This is a genomic window from Epilithonimonas sp. 33E (assembly GCF_059372615.1).
Genome location: NZ_CM182009.1, coordinates 2,227,760 through 2,244,367, shown reverse-complemented (window position 1 = coordinate 2,244,367; position 16,608 = coordinate 2,227,760). Strand labels below are relative to the sequence as shown.

Below are 16,608 nucleotides of genomic sequence, written 5' to 3'. Positions count from 1 at the left end.
TTTTAAAAAGTTATTTGACATCCTAAAGAATAAGTTTTCAAAGGGGGAAGATATCCGGTTGACGTAAACTCGGGATCGAGACCGAAATAGTTCGTCCATGTCGCCAGATTTTGTCCCTGAACATATACTAAAGCCTGCTTTATCCATGAAGACCTAACAGGTATTTTGTAGTTTAACTGGATATTTTTTAGCCTTATAAATGATGCATCGCCGATCGCTGCTGTACTTGCGATGTAGTTCGCTGTAAGCGCATTAATCTGTGCATTGGTTCCGGCTGAGTAAGGCATAATAAAACCGCCTTGATTGTTTTGAGACCATACATTTGTAAACGCAGCTGGCTGATTGTTCATATTGCCGGGGTAGGGCATAGTACTTATGTAGTTGTAGTTGGTCTGTTTTACGAACTGGAATAGGAATGACAGGCTCAAGTTTTTGTAGCTAATTTCATTCTGCCATCCGCCAAAGAATTTCGTTCCGATATTTTCAATGGCTTTATTGTCATCGGGACTGCTTATTTTGCCATCCCCATTGTAGTCTTTAAAGAGATATGATCCAGTGCTGGGGTCAATACCTTCATATTGGTATAGCTTGACGATAGAAGTGGGGTAGCCTATTACATACGTATTAGCGTATGATGAACCCTCCAGTCCTGGAAAAGATAACAGTTTGCTTTTGGGAATCGTGATATTGAAGGAAGAGCTCCAATTCCATTTATTACCTCTGATAGGATGTGCTGACAGCTCTACTTCCCATCCGGTATTCTCAACGGTTGCATCCAGGTTGGATTGCACCGATGAAAAACCTGTTGTAGCGGGTAATGGGATTCCAACCAACTGATTGGATGAACGGTTTTGGTAATATGCGGATTGGAGCATCAGCCTATCTTTCAAGAAGCCGAGCTGAATCGCAACCTCCAGTTTTTTTGTTTTTTCCCAGCTGAAATAAGGATTGTAAAGCCTTGATGGATAAAATCCTACGACATCATTGTAGGAACTTGTTGATAAGGTATATGTATCAAGAAACTGGTAGTCACCGATAGCATCGCTTCCGGTCAGACCGAAGCTTCCTCTTAATTTTCCTGTACTGAGCCATCTGCTGTTTTTTAAAAAGCTCTCTTCTGAGAACAACCATGCTGCGCCAAGTGCTCCAAAGTTTGCAAATCTGTTAGCTGAACCAAAGCGGCTGGAACCGTCCCGCCTTGCGGTTAGATTAAGTATATATCGGTTTGCAAATTGATAATTTACTCTTCCATATAGAGAAACATAGCGATAATCAATATCGATTTCGTCTCTGAATGTCTTTGTTGTTGCCGCTGCAATATTGTACAGTAAAGCGTTGCTTGAAAATCCTGTCCCTGTTATGCCTGATTGCTGATTCCTTGTCGTTTGCAATGAACTTCCTACCAAGACCTGCAGTTCATGTCTGTTGATTTTTTTGTTCCACGATAATTGCGGTTCTACTATGAATGAGAATATTTTATTAAGACCCTTTGAGGAAGTTGAATATTGTGGACTGGAACCTGACGTTGAAGCCGGGTTGTACATTGTGTTTGGTTTGACGGCAAATTCTTCAAAGTCCTGAAAGTTCATACCACCATTTATTTTGAAATTTAAGCCAAGCCCTATTAAATAGTCCACATTAAGGCTTTGATTAAACTGTTTCATCGTATTGTTATACACGCCTTCCAGCGAAGCAATTGGATTGGCGAATGTCCCATCTTCCCAATTTAATGTTCCATCTGGCTTATAAAGAGCAGGTGCATTGGGGCTTAAAAACAGGGATCGGTTGGTGAGATCCGTGTTAATTACATTATTATCAGAAGTGCTGAAATTGTTTGTAAATGAGAGGGTCAACTTTTTATTAGGAGATTTATAATTGTAGCTTGACATCAAAGTATTTACCTTATAGCGAAAATTGCCCGGAAAAACTGTGGTTTGCTCAGTATGCCCTCCGCTAATTAAAAAGCTACTGTTGGCTCCTCCGCCACTTAACGAAATCATAGTTGACTGTAACTCTGCCCAATTGCCTATTAAGACTTTTTGCCAATCTGTATATCGCGATTGATCCCATTTTCCATTGATATCGTAGGCATTGGAAGGATAGGTAGCGATTCCAGAATTCGCATAAGCCTGCCTTCTCATTGAAATATACTGCTCGGTATTCATCATTTCCATATGGTTTGCCACCTTACTTGGTCCATAGTTGGTATTCAGGGAAACTTCTAACCGTCCTTTTGTGCCGCGTTTAGTCGTGACGAGAACAACGCCATTCGCACCACGTGTACCGTAGATGGCTGTCGCATCAGCATCTTTAAGGATTTCAATGCTTTCGATATCGTTGGGGTTAATGGAGTTTAGAGGGCTAATATTGCCGGAAGGAAGGATGGCGGCAGAGTTTTGTGCATTGACACGCCCTCCGTATGGAACACCATCGATGATATATAAAGGTTCGTTTCCAGCACTTCTCAGACTGTTTTTGCCACGAATCTGAATATCAAAGCCAGCACCGGGAACTCCCGTACTTTGCGTGATATTCACTCCGGAAACCCGCCCCTGTATAGAAGAAAGAACATTAGTGACAGGCTGGTTTGCAATTTCTTTTGCTGTAACCTTCGCGATATTTCCCGTACTTTCTTTTTCTTTTACTTTGTAATAACCTGCGTTAAGCACAACTTCTTCAATTTGCCTTTCCCTATTGCTTAAAGCAATATTGGCAGTGGATATTGTTCCGATGTCTAGCCGTTGTTCTGCATAATCTGGATGTTTGAAAATAAGAACGGGATTGTTTCCGGCAACTTGGATCTGATATTTCCCGGAAGAATTAGTAATTGTAACTTCTGTACTGCCTTCCTGAAATACCGAGACATTACTGACTGGCTGCCCATTTTGTGTGACCGTTCCCGAGATGGTTCTTACTTGTCCTATTGCCATTCCCGAGACTAGCAGGGTTAAAGTGGCTGAAAGTTGAATACAGCCTAGCCTGCAAAAGTTTTTTTTCATACTTTTGATATAGTTTAATTTATTAGACTTTGCTCTTTCCAACCAGCGTCAACTTTGCGGAAAGGGCTTTTTTATTATGTTTTAGGGGATTCTTAAGTAGTGTTATTCATTCTTTGCTTATTTGATTAATGGTTATTTTTTCTTTTGGATTCCTCTTTCTAAGATGAGGTATGATGCATCAAGCAGTTTGCATAAATGCAGGTATGGAACAAAGATTTTACTTTCAGCGGTGTGAGAATAGGTACCCAACGAAAAATAGACAGCCACCGAAATGTAGTACTCGAAATCTTTGATGGAGTATTCTCCAAAAGCCTTTTGAAATACCAGTATTGGGTTTATAAATTCACCATCTGAAAGTGAACCCTGTGCTAATGGCGAATAATTCTCCCCCGGTTCATTGACTTTCCATCTTTTTTCTTTCTGCCATAGGAGAAAACACGCACGCACTAAAGACCGTAAAGCCTGATGAAAGTGGAAAATAGTCGAGGAATCTTCCAGTATTACAGACTTCTTTTTGCCCGAATAAATCATAATTTGGTTCAATAGTTCTTTGGCGGCCACAAGGTCGTTGAATTGGAAAAAGTTCTTAATAAGTTTTATCCCTGAATTTGTACGACTGCCAGACCAGAATCTGCTTTCCAAATCTATTCTCTTGGTTTTCAATAGCTGTTGTATGAGTTTTTGTTTTTTATGACCGTATTGGAGGAAGCCTTACCAGTGAAGAAAACTTCCGCCTCTACAGGTCTAAATTTAATATGAATGAAATTTACTCTTAGTGTGAGCTATAAAGCTCCAATGGATGCGCTGCCATTGTAACCTGCCTAATCTTTATAGTAAAAGCAGCTTAGAAAGTGGAGTAGGCGGACAACATTAGAATAAAAACGGCGTGGAACTCTACTTACTGTATCAGGGGTACTGGTATACCTTGCTCACAGATAAGAGAGCCCACGCCTAGGTCGTGAGCCTTCTACTTATCCTCTCGTGAGCATTAAATTACCAGTTTTCTGATACGAGATTCTAAGCGAATAGCTTCTAATATTTTTCGAAGTATCGCAAAATTACATCATTGAATGTAATCTTTTTACAAATATACTAAAATAATTAAATATTCGGATTTCAATCCGAATTAATTTTCCTTTTAAAGCCTTATTTTGTTAGTATGAATGAGGCAAACCGAAAGATAGTTGAATACATTAGGGATAACTGGGTTATTCCTTTAGACAACAATAGTAAGTTTGCAACCGAACACAATCTTGACGAAAAAACTGTTCGTCGTATTCGCGAAGATCACACTTATCAAATTAGCTTAATAACCATTCAGAAGATTTGTGAAGCTAAAGAATTAAAACTTCATGAATTCTTTGAATTTGTTGGCGTTTAATCCATTTCCTATTATATTAGTTGTTACAATTAAAGTAAAATATGCTTTCTGATTATAGTACGAATTTATCTCTATAATTATTTACTTTACAAATATAACAAAAATTATTAAATTGTTCGCTTTAGCGAACAGTATTTTTCATTTTAATCTTTTTATTTGATAAAGATTATAATGAATATGCGTGATAAGGAGGTTTTAAATAAGGAAAATGCGCTTGTAAATAAACATTTGTGCAATTTCATTGAGAATAAATTTTTACGTGAATATCGTGATCAAGACGGTAAAGTAATAACACAAAATCAATATGCAAAACTTTGTGGAATAACTTCGTCTACAATTTCAAAGCTAAAGCTAGATGAGGGTTATAACATTCCAATGTCCACAATTTATAATATATTAAGGCACGAACGTTACTCATTAGAAAAATTCTTTAAAGAATTTGAAAAAGCAAAAGGTATTAATATTCGGGATTAAGATATAAACAGCATTGGATTTTTACAGTTTTAAAACTATTGCTACGTTCTATAATTTTTTACTAAATGAGTAAATTGACAGAAGTTATCAGAACCCTTATAGAGGAATCTGATAATATCAATTTGAAAACAGAGCTTATATCTGCACTAGATGTGAATGAGGATTTACTAAGGCAATTTAAAATAAAACCAGAATTTAAACTCGCTACTACTAAAACCTTGTATGGTATACAGCTCAAAGAGTATTGCATAATAAATATTTGTTCTTTTCTGGATGAGTATGATACTTTTTTTTCAATAAACTACGTTGAAACTCTCTATAAGACTCGAGTAATTAAAATTAAGAAATTCCTCAAGCCTTTCATCAAAGAAATCAAGAGAGACTATAACCTTAAAGATTATCTTAATCATATTCTAGCACACAATCTAAGAGACAACTCAAAATCACTTTTAATGGGCGATGTTGTCAAAACTTATAATTTTCCAAAATACACCGAGGAATTTAATTCGATTAATACAATTATTAATATGATTGTTCACATCGTAGTTCAGGAATTTGAAAATGATCTGCCGCAAGATTACTGGCACGATAAGGTAATAAGCTCCAATAAAATTGTAATGGATAGAAAAATTAAAGTGTTTGATCTACATAATCTGGAAGAGCTTAGGAGGTCTTTTATAAAAGAATAGCTCAATTAGGTTATTGCACTCATAAAACTTGCTAAGCTTACTATTTTATTGTCAGAAGAATCATATAAAGCGCAAATTTAACTTCATTCTTCACCGAAGAATCTACGAATTCACCTTGAGTGAACGCCAAGTGATATTGCTCTTCCTTTGGGAGCTGAGTAAATTCGTAAAAAGATAATTCCTTTGCCATTTATTTTTTGTTCATTTCTTTGTAGTATCTGTCGGAACATTGTTCAAGAACTTGTTCAGTATCTTTCAATTCATTTTTGGTCTTAACTATTTCTTTTTCTGATTTGCGATATTTTTTAGAAGTAGTATAATGGCTTATAGATAAAACAATAACTGCCAATGTACAAATAATGCTGTAGATTTTTAATGCTTTCATAATTGTGTTTTGTGTAAATCTAAGAAAAAAATTAATCACAATAATACGTAATAAAGTTTAAGTTTTTAACTTTATTGGGTAAAATTGATAGCTGCTTATAATCTGTAAGTTTAACAAGCCCTTTTACTTACCACCTTATGGATAGAAAGATAATTTCAACAATTGGGTATATTGGATGTATTATATTTCTTGTGATATTTCCCCACTTTGTACCTTTGTCTTTTTACTCTTATGCTGCTGTTTGCCTGTTAGCAATTTACCTTATGCTTCGAAGGGAAGGGAAGAATTTTAGGGATATAGGGCTAATAAAAAAAAAATTAAATTTAAGAGCAGTTTTCTTAGGAGCCGTTACTGCGATAGCTTGGGTAGCTTTTATGCAATTTCTTTATATACCTACCATTAAATATTTTTTTCAGGTTCCAGATTATATTGAATACAATTTTATTAAAAGTAGTGTGCCAAGATTGCTAATGACAATATTCGCGGCTTTGATTATTGGCGGATTTTACGAAGAAGTCGTATTTCGAGGTTATATACAAAATGTGCTGGAAAAGAGAATTTTTAAAGGATACGATCCTTTATTCAGTGTACTTGTAACAAGTTTGCTTTTTGGTCTCTATCATTTACAGCAAGACGTCTTTGGTATTATTTCTGCGATACTGGGAGGACTTTATTGGTCTATTTTATATAAGGAATACGATAATCTTTGGATTGTTATATTTTCTCATGGGATATTCGATACTATTACACTTATCCTCATATATAGAGATGCATTTGGAATCTTCGCCTTTTGATTATTGAGAAAAGATCTACTTCCGTTCTTAGTTATTGGAGGAGGATATTTGATCTCAGCGAGATTTATTCTAAAATAGTATTGACTACTATTTTGGTAAAGTAATTCTCTTTCCATTCAAACTTTGAAAGATTATAAACTTTTTTTCTCTAGCAATTTGCGCAAGAAACTCGTTTCAGTCCTGTATGTTTAGGTTCAATATGTGGTCAAAGCTGTAAAATCAACACCATTATTCCCGCCATTTTTTTTTAATTTTTCGGTAAGGATTTCTAGTATTGTTCTTTCTATTTCTTCATGATTTTCCACTCACCAAAGATATGTCAATATTTCCTTAATACTTTAAATTTATATATTTATGTAGATTCTCATTAATTCGAGTTTTCATAGTTTAATTAATGAAGAAAGCTCTATCCCGCCACCAGTTTCCTTCACTTCTATCAATATTCCGCTTGTGCAATGAGCGCATCGTAAGAAACAAAGAATTGCGCTCAAAGTATTGTTTTAATCCAAAACACTATTATAACGAATTTTTCTTGATAACAAATGCTTTCAATTCTGCTAACTTGCCATTTTCGAATCTCCAAATATCACAGTAATCAAAGTGTTCATACTTTCCTTCATTGTTTCTTAACTGGATTTCGCCTGTGACCATTACAAAATCGTCTTCTTCAATAGCTGTTTCGACACTGAAAATTGGCGGCTCCAAATAGAACTCTTTCATATAGGCTCGAACTTCTTCTTTTCCATTAAGGGTACGCTCGCCAACAAACACCCATTTTGTATCTGGGGTGCAGTAAGCTAAAAAGTTTTCATAATCTCCATTTTTCACAAATTCATTAGCTTCGTGCAGGATGGTTAAGTTTTTCATTTTATCTGTTATTTTAATGATTAAATATAACTTCCAAACTGGGATAAATTTTCAGAACAGAAATTTACAAACAAAATAATAAAATTCATTGTCCTCACTTATGAGTTTTAAACCTTTCATTTTAAAAGTGGTTTTCTAATACTGTAAGGATTATTTTAAGATTAAAATTTTGTAATTTTAAAGAATTCGTAAAAAAACTGTAAGCTATGAGAATTATATTACATTTAAACATATATCGAAACTTAATCGGAGATAAGAGTACTGCGGAAATTGAGGCATTACAAAAAGACATAGTCGACACATCTAAAGCTAAATCAATTAGTAAAACATTTCCCATAATTTCTGTAATGGAACTTATTATAGGTTGATGTAATTGGAAACTTTCATGCCTTAATGCTTCGACCTATTCGAAGCTTTTTATTATTTAGAATAATATTCACAATACTAATACCCTAAATGATATGTATGAAATTACTTTCATAAGTACTACACATAAACAAAATGGACAATGCAATGCAAATGAACTTTGTGAAATAATTGAACAAATTCATCCTGATGTTATTTTTTTAGAAGCTTTGAAAGATACTTATTCGAATTATTATGAACATTTATTTTCCGAATTTGGAGTTTTCCATAATAAGCTTGAGATCGAAGCACTTCAAAAGTATCGATACAGATCAGTCTTTAAATATGTTCCTGTACTGGACAGTGAAATGCCAGATGCATTTAATAAAAAATCTGATATTGCATCTCAGGATATAGGGCTGCAAAGAAAAATTATAAACTTTAATACATTATCGGCAAAGCACGGTTTTCAGTTCCTTAATAGCGATTTAAGTATACAGCTTCAGGAAGATATGCGCAAATTAGAAAACGTTATTTTAAGTGATACCGCATTAAACAAAGATGCAATCAATTCTATCGATTTGTACGAAGATGAAATGCTTGAAAATATTTATTCATATTGTAAAACCAACCAATTTAAAAAGGCAGTGTTTATGTGTGGTGTTGCCCATCGCAAAGCAATTATTGATAAGGTAGAAAAATTGAATATAAACAAAGAAATATCTTTAGATTGGAGGATTCTTAGATTTGAAACTCATACATTACTAGAACATTGACGATTCTAGGAAAATACAAGTTATCTGAATAAGTATTATCCTTTTAGAAAAATAGAACAGCTTGCAAAATTATAACTGTCACCATTTTATAGACGAATATTTAAAAACATACAAAACCGACTCAGATATATGAAAACATTAGCAATTATAATTGGAAATAACAACTACTTTAAAGGAAGTGAATTAACTAATGGAGAAAATGACGCAATTCAAATTGCTGAAATATTTAGAGCTTACAATTATGAGGTAAAATTATTTTTGAATATCGATCAAAAAAAAATAGTTGATATTTTACAAGAGTATAGCGACTTACTAAAAGATTTTGATGCATCCATTTTCTATTTTGCAGGTCACGGATTCGAAGTAGATGGAGAGAATTTTTTGGCGAGTATTGATTCGCAAATTCCTCCTGAAAATAAGTACATGGCAAGGCAAAATTGTATTACCTTAAATGACTTATTTGATATATATAGGCAAAACCCTACTAAATTGAACATAGTGATATTAGATGCTTGCAGAAGATCATTCGGTCGCGGAACTGCACTTGGATTTAGTCCAATAATAGCTCCTAAAGGATCATTAATAGCATTTTCAACATCTCCCAATGAAGGCGCTTTAGATGTTGGATACGAAAATAATAGTATTTATACGGGCTCTCTAATAAAGCATCTCTCGACCGAAAGGATAGCTGTCGAAGATCTATTTAAATCTGTAAGAAAGACAGTCTTTGCATTATCAGGAGGAAAGCAAACAACTTGGGAACATACTTCATTAATTGGCGATTTTTACTTTTACAAAAGTGAAAAATTAAATATTTTAAGTCTACCTTATAATCCGAATGTTCTGAAAGATGAAAATTATTATGAAGATTCTGAATTTTATGTAAAAATCAAAGAACTAAAGTCATACAATTGGTATAAACAAAATCCAGCAATTGATTATTTACTAACAATACCAGTGACTCAACTGGATAAGAATCAAATGTTCGTTCTAGGAAGGAATTTATTACAATGCGCTATTGGTGGATCAAATTCAGCTATGAATTTTTTTGAAAATCTTAATAGGTCACTACTAGGTTTTCAATCACAATCAGAGAATCATATGTTGAATGGAATTCTATTTGAAATGTATTATGACAGCAAAGGAGAATTTAGATTTAATAATTTTAAAGGAAATTATAGAGAAGAAATTTTTAAATTAAGAGATAATCCGGCATTCATTCGATCATTCGATTTCATAAATGATATTTTAATTCAGCAGGATTACCCCATATTATTTATGCCAGATATGCAAACAACAAATATTGAAATTAAGTGTAGCCAAAAGACTATAAATGATGGTTTTGTAGATAGAACAGTACAGGTAATCGACTCAATAATCTTTAATGGCAATGACATTACAGAAGAAATCTCGAAGTATTATATTGATGGTTATAATGAAAATGGATTAAAGACAGTTATATCCAAGTATCTCAATGCACCTGTTGAATCGATAAGAATTAATTCGAATTTTGAACTTAGTTACATTAGATTTGTTATATAAGAAAAACATTACAATAGTTTTAAACTACTTTACCGTAAACGATGAAGATTCTTAAAATCAGAAAATAAAAAACTAAGCCAATGACAAAAATTGAAAGGGTAGAGCAGTACCTACATGATTTTTTCACGTATAATATTTTTGAGTTCACTGATTTTTACAGGGCAGTATACGAACAGAGAGAATTGGGTATTTATAGGCTTCCAAAGGGAGATGAAATTCTTAATTTTCTGAATAATATTCATTACAATATTGAGGAACAACTCAATTTCAAACAATTGATACCCCACAGATTTGCTACTCCGCAGAATTTACTTTATTATTTGCAAGGTTTTATAGATGACATCAATCGAAACAGACATCTTGTAGATAGCCTTTATCATGGCCAAGATACCGATTGGATTATTTCCAGCCTTACGATGTATATAGAAAAAATCTTATCAGCTTTTGAATATGTCATTGAAATTTATGATCTAGAGGATGAAAATGTTTTACTATATCAAAAGCTGAGGTATCATTTAATAAAACACAATATAGTTGATTTCATTAATGACCTTAAATCCATTTTTGCAAACGTTTCTTACGAGATTGTTAAACAAACAGAAGGTTATTATCATGCAAATGTCTTTTTGATTTTGAAACTACTTGGATTTGATATTGTTCCGGAGGAATCAACAAATATTGGAAGGATAGATGCAGTTATACGATTTAGTCGTAAAATATATATAATGGAATTTAAATTTTCAGAAAATTCTGATGATTCTCAAGAAGCTTTAGACCAAATTTTGGCTAAAGAATATGCCGCAAAGTTTAGAATTGATAATCCTGACATTTATGGAATTGGAATCAGCTTTAATAGCAAAATAAGAAACATCAGAACCTATAAGGAAAGTAAATTGTAGTATCCGTAAATATATTTAGCTGAGCAGTATGATTATATTAAAAACTTATATCCTACTAATCTCTCAATTACAGCTGTAATAATCGTTTTGTTCGATAAAAAAAAATATTTTATAAAACCAAAAACTAATGCCAGACTTAACAAACGAAATTTTAGAATTTTTCTCGATTGATACATCGGATCAATCGTTAGTTGAAAAACAAATACCAAAATCAATTGATGATTTTGTTTCTCAGCCACAGTATTTGAATACCTTAGATTTACATAAGTTTACCAAGATAATTAATATTTTGAAAAACGAAGGAATTCTAATGTCCGGTGGAATCCTTCCTAATGGTAACCTCCCTATATCAAATGAAGTATTAATTGCCCCGAGTTATGACGCTGCCGTAGCTCAGTATGGAACATATAGCTTTTTAACGAATGGATTTGTTTCTATTGCCGAAAGTTTCGCAGGTGCGGTAAGACCAATTGTAATAGTTTCCAATGATGATGAACCAGATATAGGAACCGGATTTTTATTGGGAAATAAGCACACTGTAATTACAGCAAGACACGTTGTGGACAATGCTAAATTAATTACATTGACAAATAGCAAGGGTGAATTGGCAACCGTGAGAGAAGTTATTTTTCCTAATGATAAGAATATTGATATTGCAATTATTCTTGTCGACAATTTTGTGTTCTATGATACGAAACATTTTAATGCAGTGGCTCCAGAAATACTTGAACAGGTTTTAACAATTGGTTATCCTCCGATACCTGGTTTCGATGCTTTTCAGCTATACGAAATATCATCTATAAATAACAGCTATAAATTTTCAAACGGACAAATAATTGGGAAGGAAATCTCGTATCTTGACGGTATTGAATATTTTATTTTAAATGCCAAAGTAAAAGGCGGAAACAGTGGTAGCCCGGTTATTAACCGAAGCGGAAATATGATTGGAATGATAATTCAAATACCAATGGACTCAGAAGATTTTGATAAAATTGATAAATTAGGATATGGGATCTTAACACCGTCATCTGAAATAGTCAAGTATTTAGGAGGTGGTGAAAAAAAAGAAGATGTAACAATATTTCGATGTGAAAACATAGACAAAGGATTTAGAATTCTAACTTGATATTTACAAATCAAACCATTGAGGATTTGTATTATTTGCTTAGATTTATTGTGAATAGGAAGTTTTCTTATAAATAAAGGTAATTTAACAATCCATTGCTATAAGTTTTAGTCCCCAGAAAGGAAGAACTTTTGTTTTAATGTACTTTAAAGAAAGTAAACTCAATGCTAAATAAAATAAAAAAAATATCCTCCTGGATTTCTGTGGAGTACAATTTTATATTTAGAAGGTTTTAATATTTTGCTATTTTTGTAGTATGAGTGATAAAGATAAATTAACGGTTATTGATAGGGATTTAGTTGAAAATATTAAATCTATAATCTTATCGTCAAGAAAAAGTTTATCTCAACGTGTCAATCAGGAATTGATTTTTACTTATTGGAGAATCGGTAAAGAGATTGTCGATACAGAACAGAAGAATAATTTAGATAATCAGTCATCAAGGCAGATAATTTTGAATTTATCAAAACTTCTTACAAAGGAAATTGGAAAAGGATTTTCTCGTTCCAACCTTTTTAATATGAGAAAGCTTTATACCGAATATCCGGATGTCCAGTCGCTGACTGGACACTTAACCTGGACGCATATTTGTGAGCTTTTAATTATAGAAGATAAAGCAAAACGAAGTTTCTATGAGAAAGAAACCGTAAATTCAAACTGGTCTATTCGGGAATTGAAAAGACAAATTGATAGTTCCTTATATGAAAGACTTTTGCTTTCACAAGGGTCTAAGAATAAAGAAAAAGTTCTAGAATTAGCTCGAAAAGGACAGGAAATAGCAAATGCGGGTGATATTTTAAAAAATCCTTATGTTTTTGAATTTCTTGGAATTCCTGAGAATAAGCCAATTTTAGAAAAAGATTTGGAAGCAAAACTAATCAGGCATATCGAAGATTTTTTGTTGGAATTAGGGCGTGGATTTATGTTTGTCGGTTCCCAGCAAAGAATAACTATCAATAATAACCATTATTACGTCGATATGGTGTTTTACAACAAGATTCTACGATCGTATATCCTCATCGAGCTTAAAACAACTAAACTTAACATTGCTGACGGAGGTCAATTAAATACATACTTAAACTATTACAAAACAGAAATTAACGATGATAATGATAATCCACCAATAGGAATAATTCTGTGCGCTGAAAAAGACGATATCACAGCAGAGTATATCTTAGGAGGATTTGAAAATAATGTATTTGCTTCAAAATATGAAACAATTTTACCTGATAAGCAAGAGCTTATAGAGGAAGTTGAAAATGCATTGAAAGAATAAGTAGTTTTATAATGCATATTTTCGGCGCGAAAACATGATCCGTAATATTAATCTTAAATTTTCTTAAATATTTTCCGTTATAAAACAAGATATATATATTTGTATTGAATCTCATCTATAATTGAGTTTTCATGGTTATTAGTTTTTAGTCCCCGGATGAGTTGGGGACTTTTTTTATGAAGGTAAAGAGCTTTACTTCTTTGATTTTTAATCATTATTACGTATTTTTATGTTAGTAACTATAATTTAAAAAAACTAATGATAAAGACCATTTTTATTCCAGCATATTTTAAGCCTATTCTGCAAAATGTCAGTGAAAATATTCCCACCGGAGAAACAAAACGAAATTGGTTAGGAGCTGAAAAGCCAATCACAAAAAGAATCGTATCAGAAAAAGTTGTTGGTTGGTCAGATTCGGAAATTGATGGAGAGCGATTGTCTAATGATATAAACAGCGAAGTGGAAAAGTGGTCTTCTAAAAATGTCAGAATTATCTCAATTTCTCCAATTACATCAGGTCGCTACAATTATCAATATAGTTCACAAGGTATTTCGAGTTCACCTCGGCTTTTATCTGATACAGAAAAAGTAAGTGGGGGTGGAAGCTATGGGTTCGGATATGGATATAGTTATACGGAAGGAGTGTTGATTTGTATTGAAATCTTGGAAGACAAAAATTGAATTTTTATAGGCCGGCTTTCTGACCAATTTCGATTAGAAGTATCCACAGAGCCATAATATTATTGTATGTAAATAACTATCTTATTTCAACGTTTTCTATCTGATTCGAGAACTCTTGTTCTGATATCTCTTTGATTGAAGTTTTGAGATATTCCATATCTTTATAAAAATCCTCTTCTTTAAAATTCATTGAATCAACTTGAAAATCGAGCATGATTGAATCATCAATAAGGTTAGAAACGTAAACATTCTTATTTTTCTTAAAGATATTTTCAATGATTTCTTTTTCGTTTTGAAATAATGGTCTTTTAATATTAAAATTGATAACTAAATCAGGATAATACTTAGGGATAATGATGTAACTCAGATTGTTTATTTTTTCATATTTTTTTTCTTGGCTTAGTGTTTTTTTTAACTCATCGAAGGGAAAATCTTTACACCATTCGAAGTCTACTTTTTTACCCTCAAGATTACTTTTTTGAATCGCTTTCAAATCATTGAAATCTGAGGATTTCCAGCAAATTGTAATCGGATATATTTTATCAGCATCATGAATGTAGACATGTGCAGGAATATAAATATATCCGTCTGATATACTTTGATTTAAATCTTCCATTCCGATTATAAGCTTGATTGGATTTTTCAGATTTTTATCCAAATTATTTAACTTGTATAATTTCTCTTCAAGCTGGATCGATAACTCAGACTTAAAGGATTCTGAAAAATCAAAATCTCTGGTAAACAGTATCCAATCTTGTTTCATAGTATTTTCTTTTGTTTGAGATTTTAAAATGAAAAAGCAAAAGCTTAAAATAATTGTGTATATTAATTTAAATGATAATCCCTTCATGTTATCTATTTTCAAATTCAGCGTATAGATTCGGGCATAGTTTTTTCCTGCTTTCCAGATTTCCTTCTTGCCAATTGAACTCAAATTGAGGATAATTTCCTTCCTTTGTCCGGAAATTATTTTCGTCTATATAATCGTACAGTTCTTTGCCTGTTGTATTCTTAAACGCTTTAAGAGCTACATACCAGAAAAGTTCAAATTCGAACATACCTTCATCACCATGATCTTTTTGGGAAATCAAAGTGTCCGGATTTTCTTTTGCTTTGTAATAGACGTCTCTACCACGTGAAATTACCCAATTCCTAAAGTACTCAAAACCATCATCGGAACATCCATCGTTCATAATGTAAGCTGCACACCACATTTCCGAGGTATAGGTATCATAAAGAAGTTTATCGGTTCTTAATCTGAAACCTACCATTTGTTTTGGAGTAAGTTTTGATATCTCCGAAACCAGATATTTTTCTTGTTCATTTTGATTCGATGAATTTTTAACGGATGAATCTACAATCTTCCAAAATAAATTTTCATCAAGCATTTCCGCTGTTTTTTCAAGTCTTAAACTATAAGCATTTGGCGTTATTACAGGCTCAGACTTTTCGTTTTTTCCGAATAAATTCTTCAAAAATTTCATATCATTATTATTTGAATTAGTACAAGATATATTTAATACAAATAGTATTAGTAATGTAAATGCAGACTTGATCATGTAATTATTAGTTTAAATTAAATTCATAGTTTTTTTACAATTAAAATGTGTGTTAAGCTGAGATTTATCAATAAAGATTATTTTCTTTTTTCCAAACTGCCAATTCTTTAGGGTGCTCCTTGTCATTGGGATAATTTTCTTTTATGAACTCGAATTGCTTTTTGGTGAGCAATACCATTCTTCCATCATTTTGGGATGATATAGGGTAAAATCTTTCTTCACTATTCTGTATTTCTAATTCTTCGTTCAACATCTCGATAAACATGACGTAAGCAATGTTCCAATCCTGCTTACTAAAATTATTGTCAAAAGCAATATATTCTCTGCTGTTCAATTCTATTGTATGTCTCCAATGCTTTTCATTTTGAAAGCTTTTTTCATTGGAATAATTTAATTTCAAGCCCAGTTTCTCAAAGACAGGTTTTACAGTTTTCAAGTAATTTATCAAGCCTCCAACTTTAAAGAGTTCTTCACTATCAATAAAATAAAAACGGTTATCCAGAAATTCCAGTGTCTCTCCTCGGAGTGCACCTTCAAAAAAATTATTCTCATTATAAGCTCGGGCTAATTCCTCTTTTTCATCATTAAGGTCAGACTTTTCTGTCAGATTAAAGAAATTGAGTTTTTCCAGTTTATTAACGATTTCTGTCCCGTTGGATTTTCTTTTTTTTATATTTATAGTAGGTTTTACGGCGATGGAATTACTGTTTTCTAATTTTGAATTGCATCCAAGTGCAAAAAAGCTGAAAATTAGGTAATGAATTTTTTTCATTTTGTTTATTACTTGAGAATTTATAGGGAAAGAATTAGAACTT

General features: G+C 32.6%; 18 protein-coding genes. 10 read left to right on the top strand and 8 right to left on the bottom strand.

The genetic code is table 11. From position 1 onward, the window contains the following. Nucleotides 1-2 precede the first annotated feature (2 nt). Together AC5P2S_RS10305 and AC5P2S_RS10300 are read right to left on the bottom strand one after the other, a co-directional pair. Complete coding sequence (locus AC5P2S_RS10305) at nt 3-2,930, bottom strand: SusC/RagA family TonB-linked outer membrane protein (protein WP_494554789.1); 2,928 nt, start codon at nt 2,928-2,930, stop codon at nt 3-5. A gap of 201 nt (nt 2,931-3,131) precedes the next feature. After that, entirely contained in the window at nt 3,132-3,662 is a 531-nt protein-coding gene (locus AC5P2S_RS10300) for a hypothetical protein (protein ID WP_494554788.1), read from the bottom strand. Between the two features lie 496 nt (nt 3,663-4,158). Here AC5P2S_RS10300 and AC5P2S_RS10295 point away from each other — a divergent pair, with 496 nt between their 5' ends. From AC5P2S_RS10295 to AC5P2S_RS10285, 3 genes are all read left to right on the top strand, one after another. After that, nucleotides 4,159-4,380 (top strand): hypothetical protein, encoded by a 222-nt coding sequence (locus tag AC5P2S_RS10295; protein ID WP_185286798.1) that lies wholly within the window; start codon nt 4,159-4,161, stop codon nt 4,378-4,380. A gap of 171 nt (nt 4,381-4,551) precedes the next feature. Continuing rightward, complete coding sequence (locus tag AC5P2S_RS10290; RefSeq protein WP_185286799.1) at nt 4,552-4,854, top strand: helix-turn-helix domain-containing protein; 303 nt, start codon at nt 4,552-4,554, stop codon at nt 4,852-4,854. 65 nt (nt 4,855-4,919) lie between these two features. Beyond that, the gene (locus tag AC5P2S_RS10285; protein WP_185286800.1) at nt 4,920-5,543 is read left to right on the top strand and encodes a hypothetical protein; all 624 of its coding nucleotides are present in this window, start codon (nt 4,920-4,922) and stop codon (nt 5,541-5,543) included. Between the two features lie 40 nt (nt 5,544-5,583). Here AC5P2S_RS10285 and AC5P2S_RS10280 read toward each other — a convergent pair whose 3' ends face one another. Then, the gene (locus tag AC5P2S_RS10280) at nt 5,584-5,733 is read right to left on the bottom strand and encodes a hypothetical protein (RefSeq protein WP_240581034.1); all 150 of its coding nucleotides are present in this window, start codon (nt 5,731-5,733) and stop codon (nt 5,584-5,586) included. After that, entirely contained in the window at nt 5,734-5,928 is a 195-nt protein-coding gene (locus AC5P2S_RS10275) for a hypothetical protein (RefSeq protein WP_185286801.1), read from the bottom strand. Nucleotides 5,929-6,065: 137 nt separating this feature from the next. Between AC5P2S_RS10275 and AC5P2S_RS10270 the strand changes: the two genes are divergently transcribed. Then, a complete protein-coding gene (locus AC5P2S_RS10270; protein ID WP_185286802.1) occupies nt 6,066-6,722 on the top strand; it encodes a CPBP family intramembrane glutamic endopeptidase in 657 nt (218 codons plus the stop codon). A 516-nt stretch (nt 6,723-7,238) separates the two neighbouring features. Here AC5P2S_RS10270 and AC5P2S_RS10265 read toward each other — a convergent pair. Beyond that, entirely contained in the window at nt 7,239-7,589 is a 351-nt protein-coding gene (locus AC5P2S_RS10265) for a nuclear transport factor 2 family protein (protein WP_185286803.1), read from the bottom strand. 461 nt (nt 7,590-8,050) lie between these two features. On the opposite strand from AC5P2S_RS10265, the gene AC5P2S_RS10260 reads away from it, so the two are divergent. From AC5P2S_RS10260 to AC5P2S_RS10235, 6 genes are all read left to right on the top strand, one after another. Beyond that, the gene (locus tag AC5P2S_RS10260; protein WP_185286804.1) at nt 8,051-8,710 is read left to right on the top strand and encodes a hypothetical protein; all 660 of its coding nucleotides are present in this window, start codon (nt 8,051-8,053) and stop codon (nt 8,708-8,710) included. 129 nt (nt 8,711-8,839) lie between these two features. After that, nucleotides 8,840-10,252, top strand: coding sequence for a caspase family protein (locus AC5P2S_RS10255; RefSeq protein ID WP_185286805.1), 1,413 nt, complete (start codon nt 8,840-8,842; stop codon nt 10,250-10,252). A gap of 80 nt (nt 10,253-10,332) precedes the next feature. Beyond that, the gene (locus AC5P2S_RS10250) at nt 10,333-11,151 is read left to right on the top strand and encodes a PD-(D/E)XK nuclease domain-containing protein (protein ID WP_185286806.1); all 819 of its coding nucleotides are present in this window, start codon (nt 10,333-10,335) and stop codon (nt 11,149-11,151) included. Nucleotides 11,152-11,278: 127 nt separating this feature from the next. Beyond that, nucleotides 11,279-12,277, top strand: a complete 999-nt coding sequence (locus AC5P2S_RS10245) for a S1 family peptidase (protein WP_185286807.1) — start codon at nt 11,279-11,281, stop codon at nt 12,275-12,277. Nucleotides 12,278-12,533: 256 nt separating this feature from the next. Beyond that, nucleotides 12,534-13,553 (top strand): PDDEXK nuclease domain-containing protein, encoded by a 1,020-nt coding sequence (locus AC5P2S_RS10240; protein ID WP_185286808.1) that lies wholly within the window; start codon nt 12,534-12,536, stop codon nt 13,551-13,553. Between the two features lie 258 nt (nt 13,554-13,811). Next, complete coding sequence (locus AC5P2S_RS10235) at nt 13,812-14,234, top strand: hypothetical protein (protein WP_002978358.1); 423 nt, start codon at nt 13,812-13,814, stop codon at nt 14,232-14,234. Between the two features lie 76 nt (nt 14,235-14,310). On the opposite strand, the gene AC5P2S_RS10230 is transcribed toward AC5P2S_RS10235, so the two are convergent. From AC5P2S_RS10230 to AC5P2S_RS10220, 3 genes are all read right to left on the bottom strand, one after another. Next, nucleotides 14,311-15,084, bottom strand: coding sequence for a hypothetical protein (locus AC5P2S_RS10230; RefSeq protein ID WP_041461440.1), 774 nt, complete (start codon nt 15,082-15,084; stop codon nt 14,311-14,313). Between the two features lies 1 nt (nt 15,085). Further along, nucleotides 15,086-15,718 (bottom strand): DUF4240 domain-containing protein, encoded by a 633-nt coding sequence (locus AC5P2S_RS10225; RefSeq protein WP_041461441.1) that lies wholly within the window; start codon nt 15,716-15,718, stop codon nt 15,086-15,088. Nucleotides 15,719-15,860: 142 nt separating this feature from the next. Next, on the bottom strand, nt 15,861-16,565 hold the full coding sequence (locus AC5P2S_RS10220; RefSeq protein ID WP_002978364.1) for a hypothetical protein: 705 nt from the start codon (nt 16,563-16,565) through the stop codon (nt 15,861-15,863). Nucleotides 16,566-16,608 lie beyond the last annotated feature (43 nt).

Excerpts from the sequence above, each read along its gene's own strand:
- AC5P2S_RS10305 (WP_494554789.1), bottom strand. The coding sequence starts at position 2,930 with ATGGCAATAGGACAAGTAAGAACCATCTCGGGAACGGTCACACAAAAT.
- AC5P2S_RS10295 (WP_185286798.1), top strand. The coding sequence starts at position 4,159 with ATGAATGAGGCAAACCGAAAGATAGTTGAATACATTAGGGATAACTGG.
- AC5P2S_RS10290 (WP_185286799.1), top strand. The coding sequence starts at position 4,552 with ATGAATATGCGTGATAAGGAGGTTTTAAATAAGGAAAATGCGCTTGTA.
- AC5P2S_RS10285 (WP_185286800.1), top strand. The coding sequence starts at position 4,920 with ATGAGTAAATTGACAGAAGTTATCAGAACCCTTATAGAGGAATCTGAT.
- AC5P2S_RS10280 (WP_240581034.1), bottom strand. The coding sequence starts at position 5,733 with ATGGCAAAGGAATTATCTTTTTACGAATTTACTCAGCTCCCAAAGGAA.
- AC5P2S_RS10275 (WP_185286801.1), bottom strand. The coding sequence starts at position 5,928 with ATGAAAGCATTAAAAATCTACAGCATTATTTGTACATTGGCAGTTATT.
- AC5P2S_RS10270 (WP_185286802.1), top strand. The coding sequence starts at position 6,066 with ATGGATAGAAAGATAATTTCAACAATTGGGTATATTGGATGTATTATA.
- AC5P2S_RS10265 (WP_185286803.1), bottom strand. The coding sequence starts at position 7,589 with ATGAAAAACTTAACCATCCTGCACGAAGCTAATGAATTTGTGAAAAAT.
- AC5P2S_RS10260 (WP_185286804.1), top strand. The coding sequence starts at position 8,051 with ATGTATGAAATTACTTTCATAAGTACTACACATAAACAAAATGGACAA.
- AC5P2S_RS10255 (WP_185286805.1), top strand. The coding sequence starts at position 8,840 with ATGAAAACATTAGCAATTATAATTGGAAATAACAACTACTTTAAAGGA.
- AC5P2S_RS10250 (WP_185286806.1), top strand. The coding sequence starts at position 10,333 with ATGACAAAAATTGAAAGGGTAGAGCAGTACCTACATGATTTTTTCACG.
- AC5P2S_RS10245 (WP_185286807.1), top strand. The coding sequence starts at position 11,279 with ATGCCAGACTTAACAAACGAAATTTTAGAATTTTTCTCGATTGATACA.
- AC5P2S_RS10240 (WP_185286808.1), top strand. The coding sequence starts at position 12,534 with ATGAGTGATAAAGATAAATTAACGGTTATTGATAGGGATTTAGTTGAA.
- AC5P2S_RS10235 (WP_002978358.1), top strand. The coding sequence starts at position 13,812 with ATGATAAAGACCATTTTTATTCCAGCATATTTTAAGCCTATTCTGCAA.
- AC5P2S_RS10230 (WP_041461440.1), bottom strand. The coding sequence starts at position 15,084 with ATGAAGGGATTATCATTTAAATTAATATACACAATTATTTTAAGCTTT.
- AC5P2S_RS10225 (WP_041461441.1), bottom strand. The coding sequence starts at position 15,718 with ATGAAATTTTTGAAGAATTTATTCGGAAAAAACGAAAAGTCTGAGCCT.
- AC5P2S_RS10220 (WP_002978364.1), bottom strand. The coding sequence starts at position 16,565 with ATGAAAAAAATTCATTACCTAATTTTCAGCTTTTTTGCACTTGGATGC.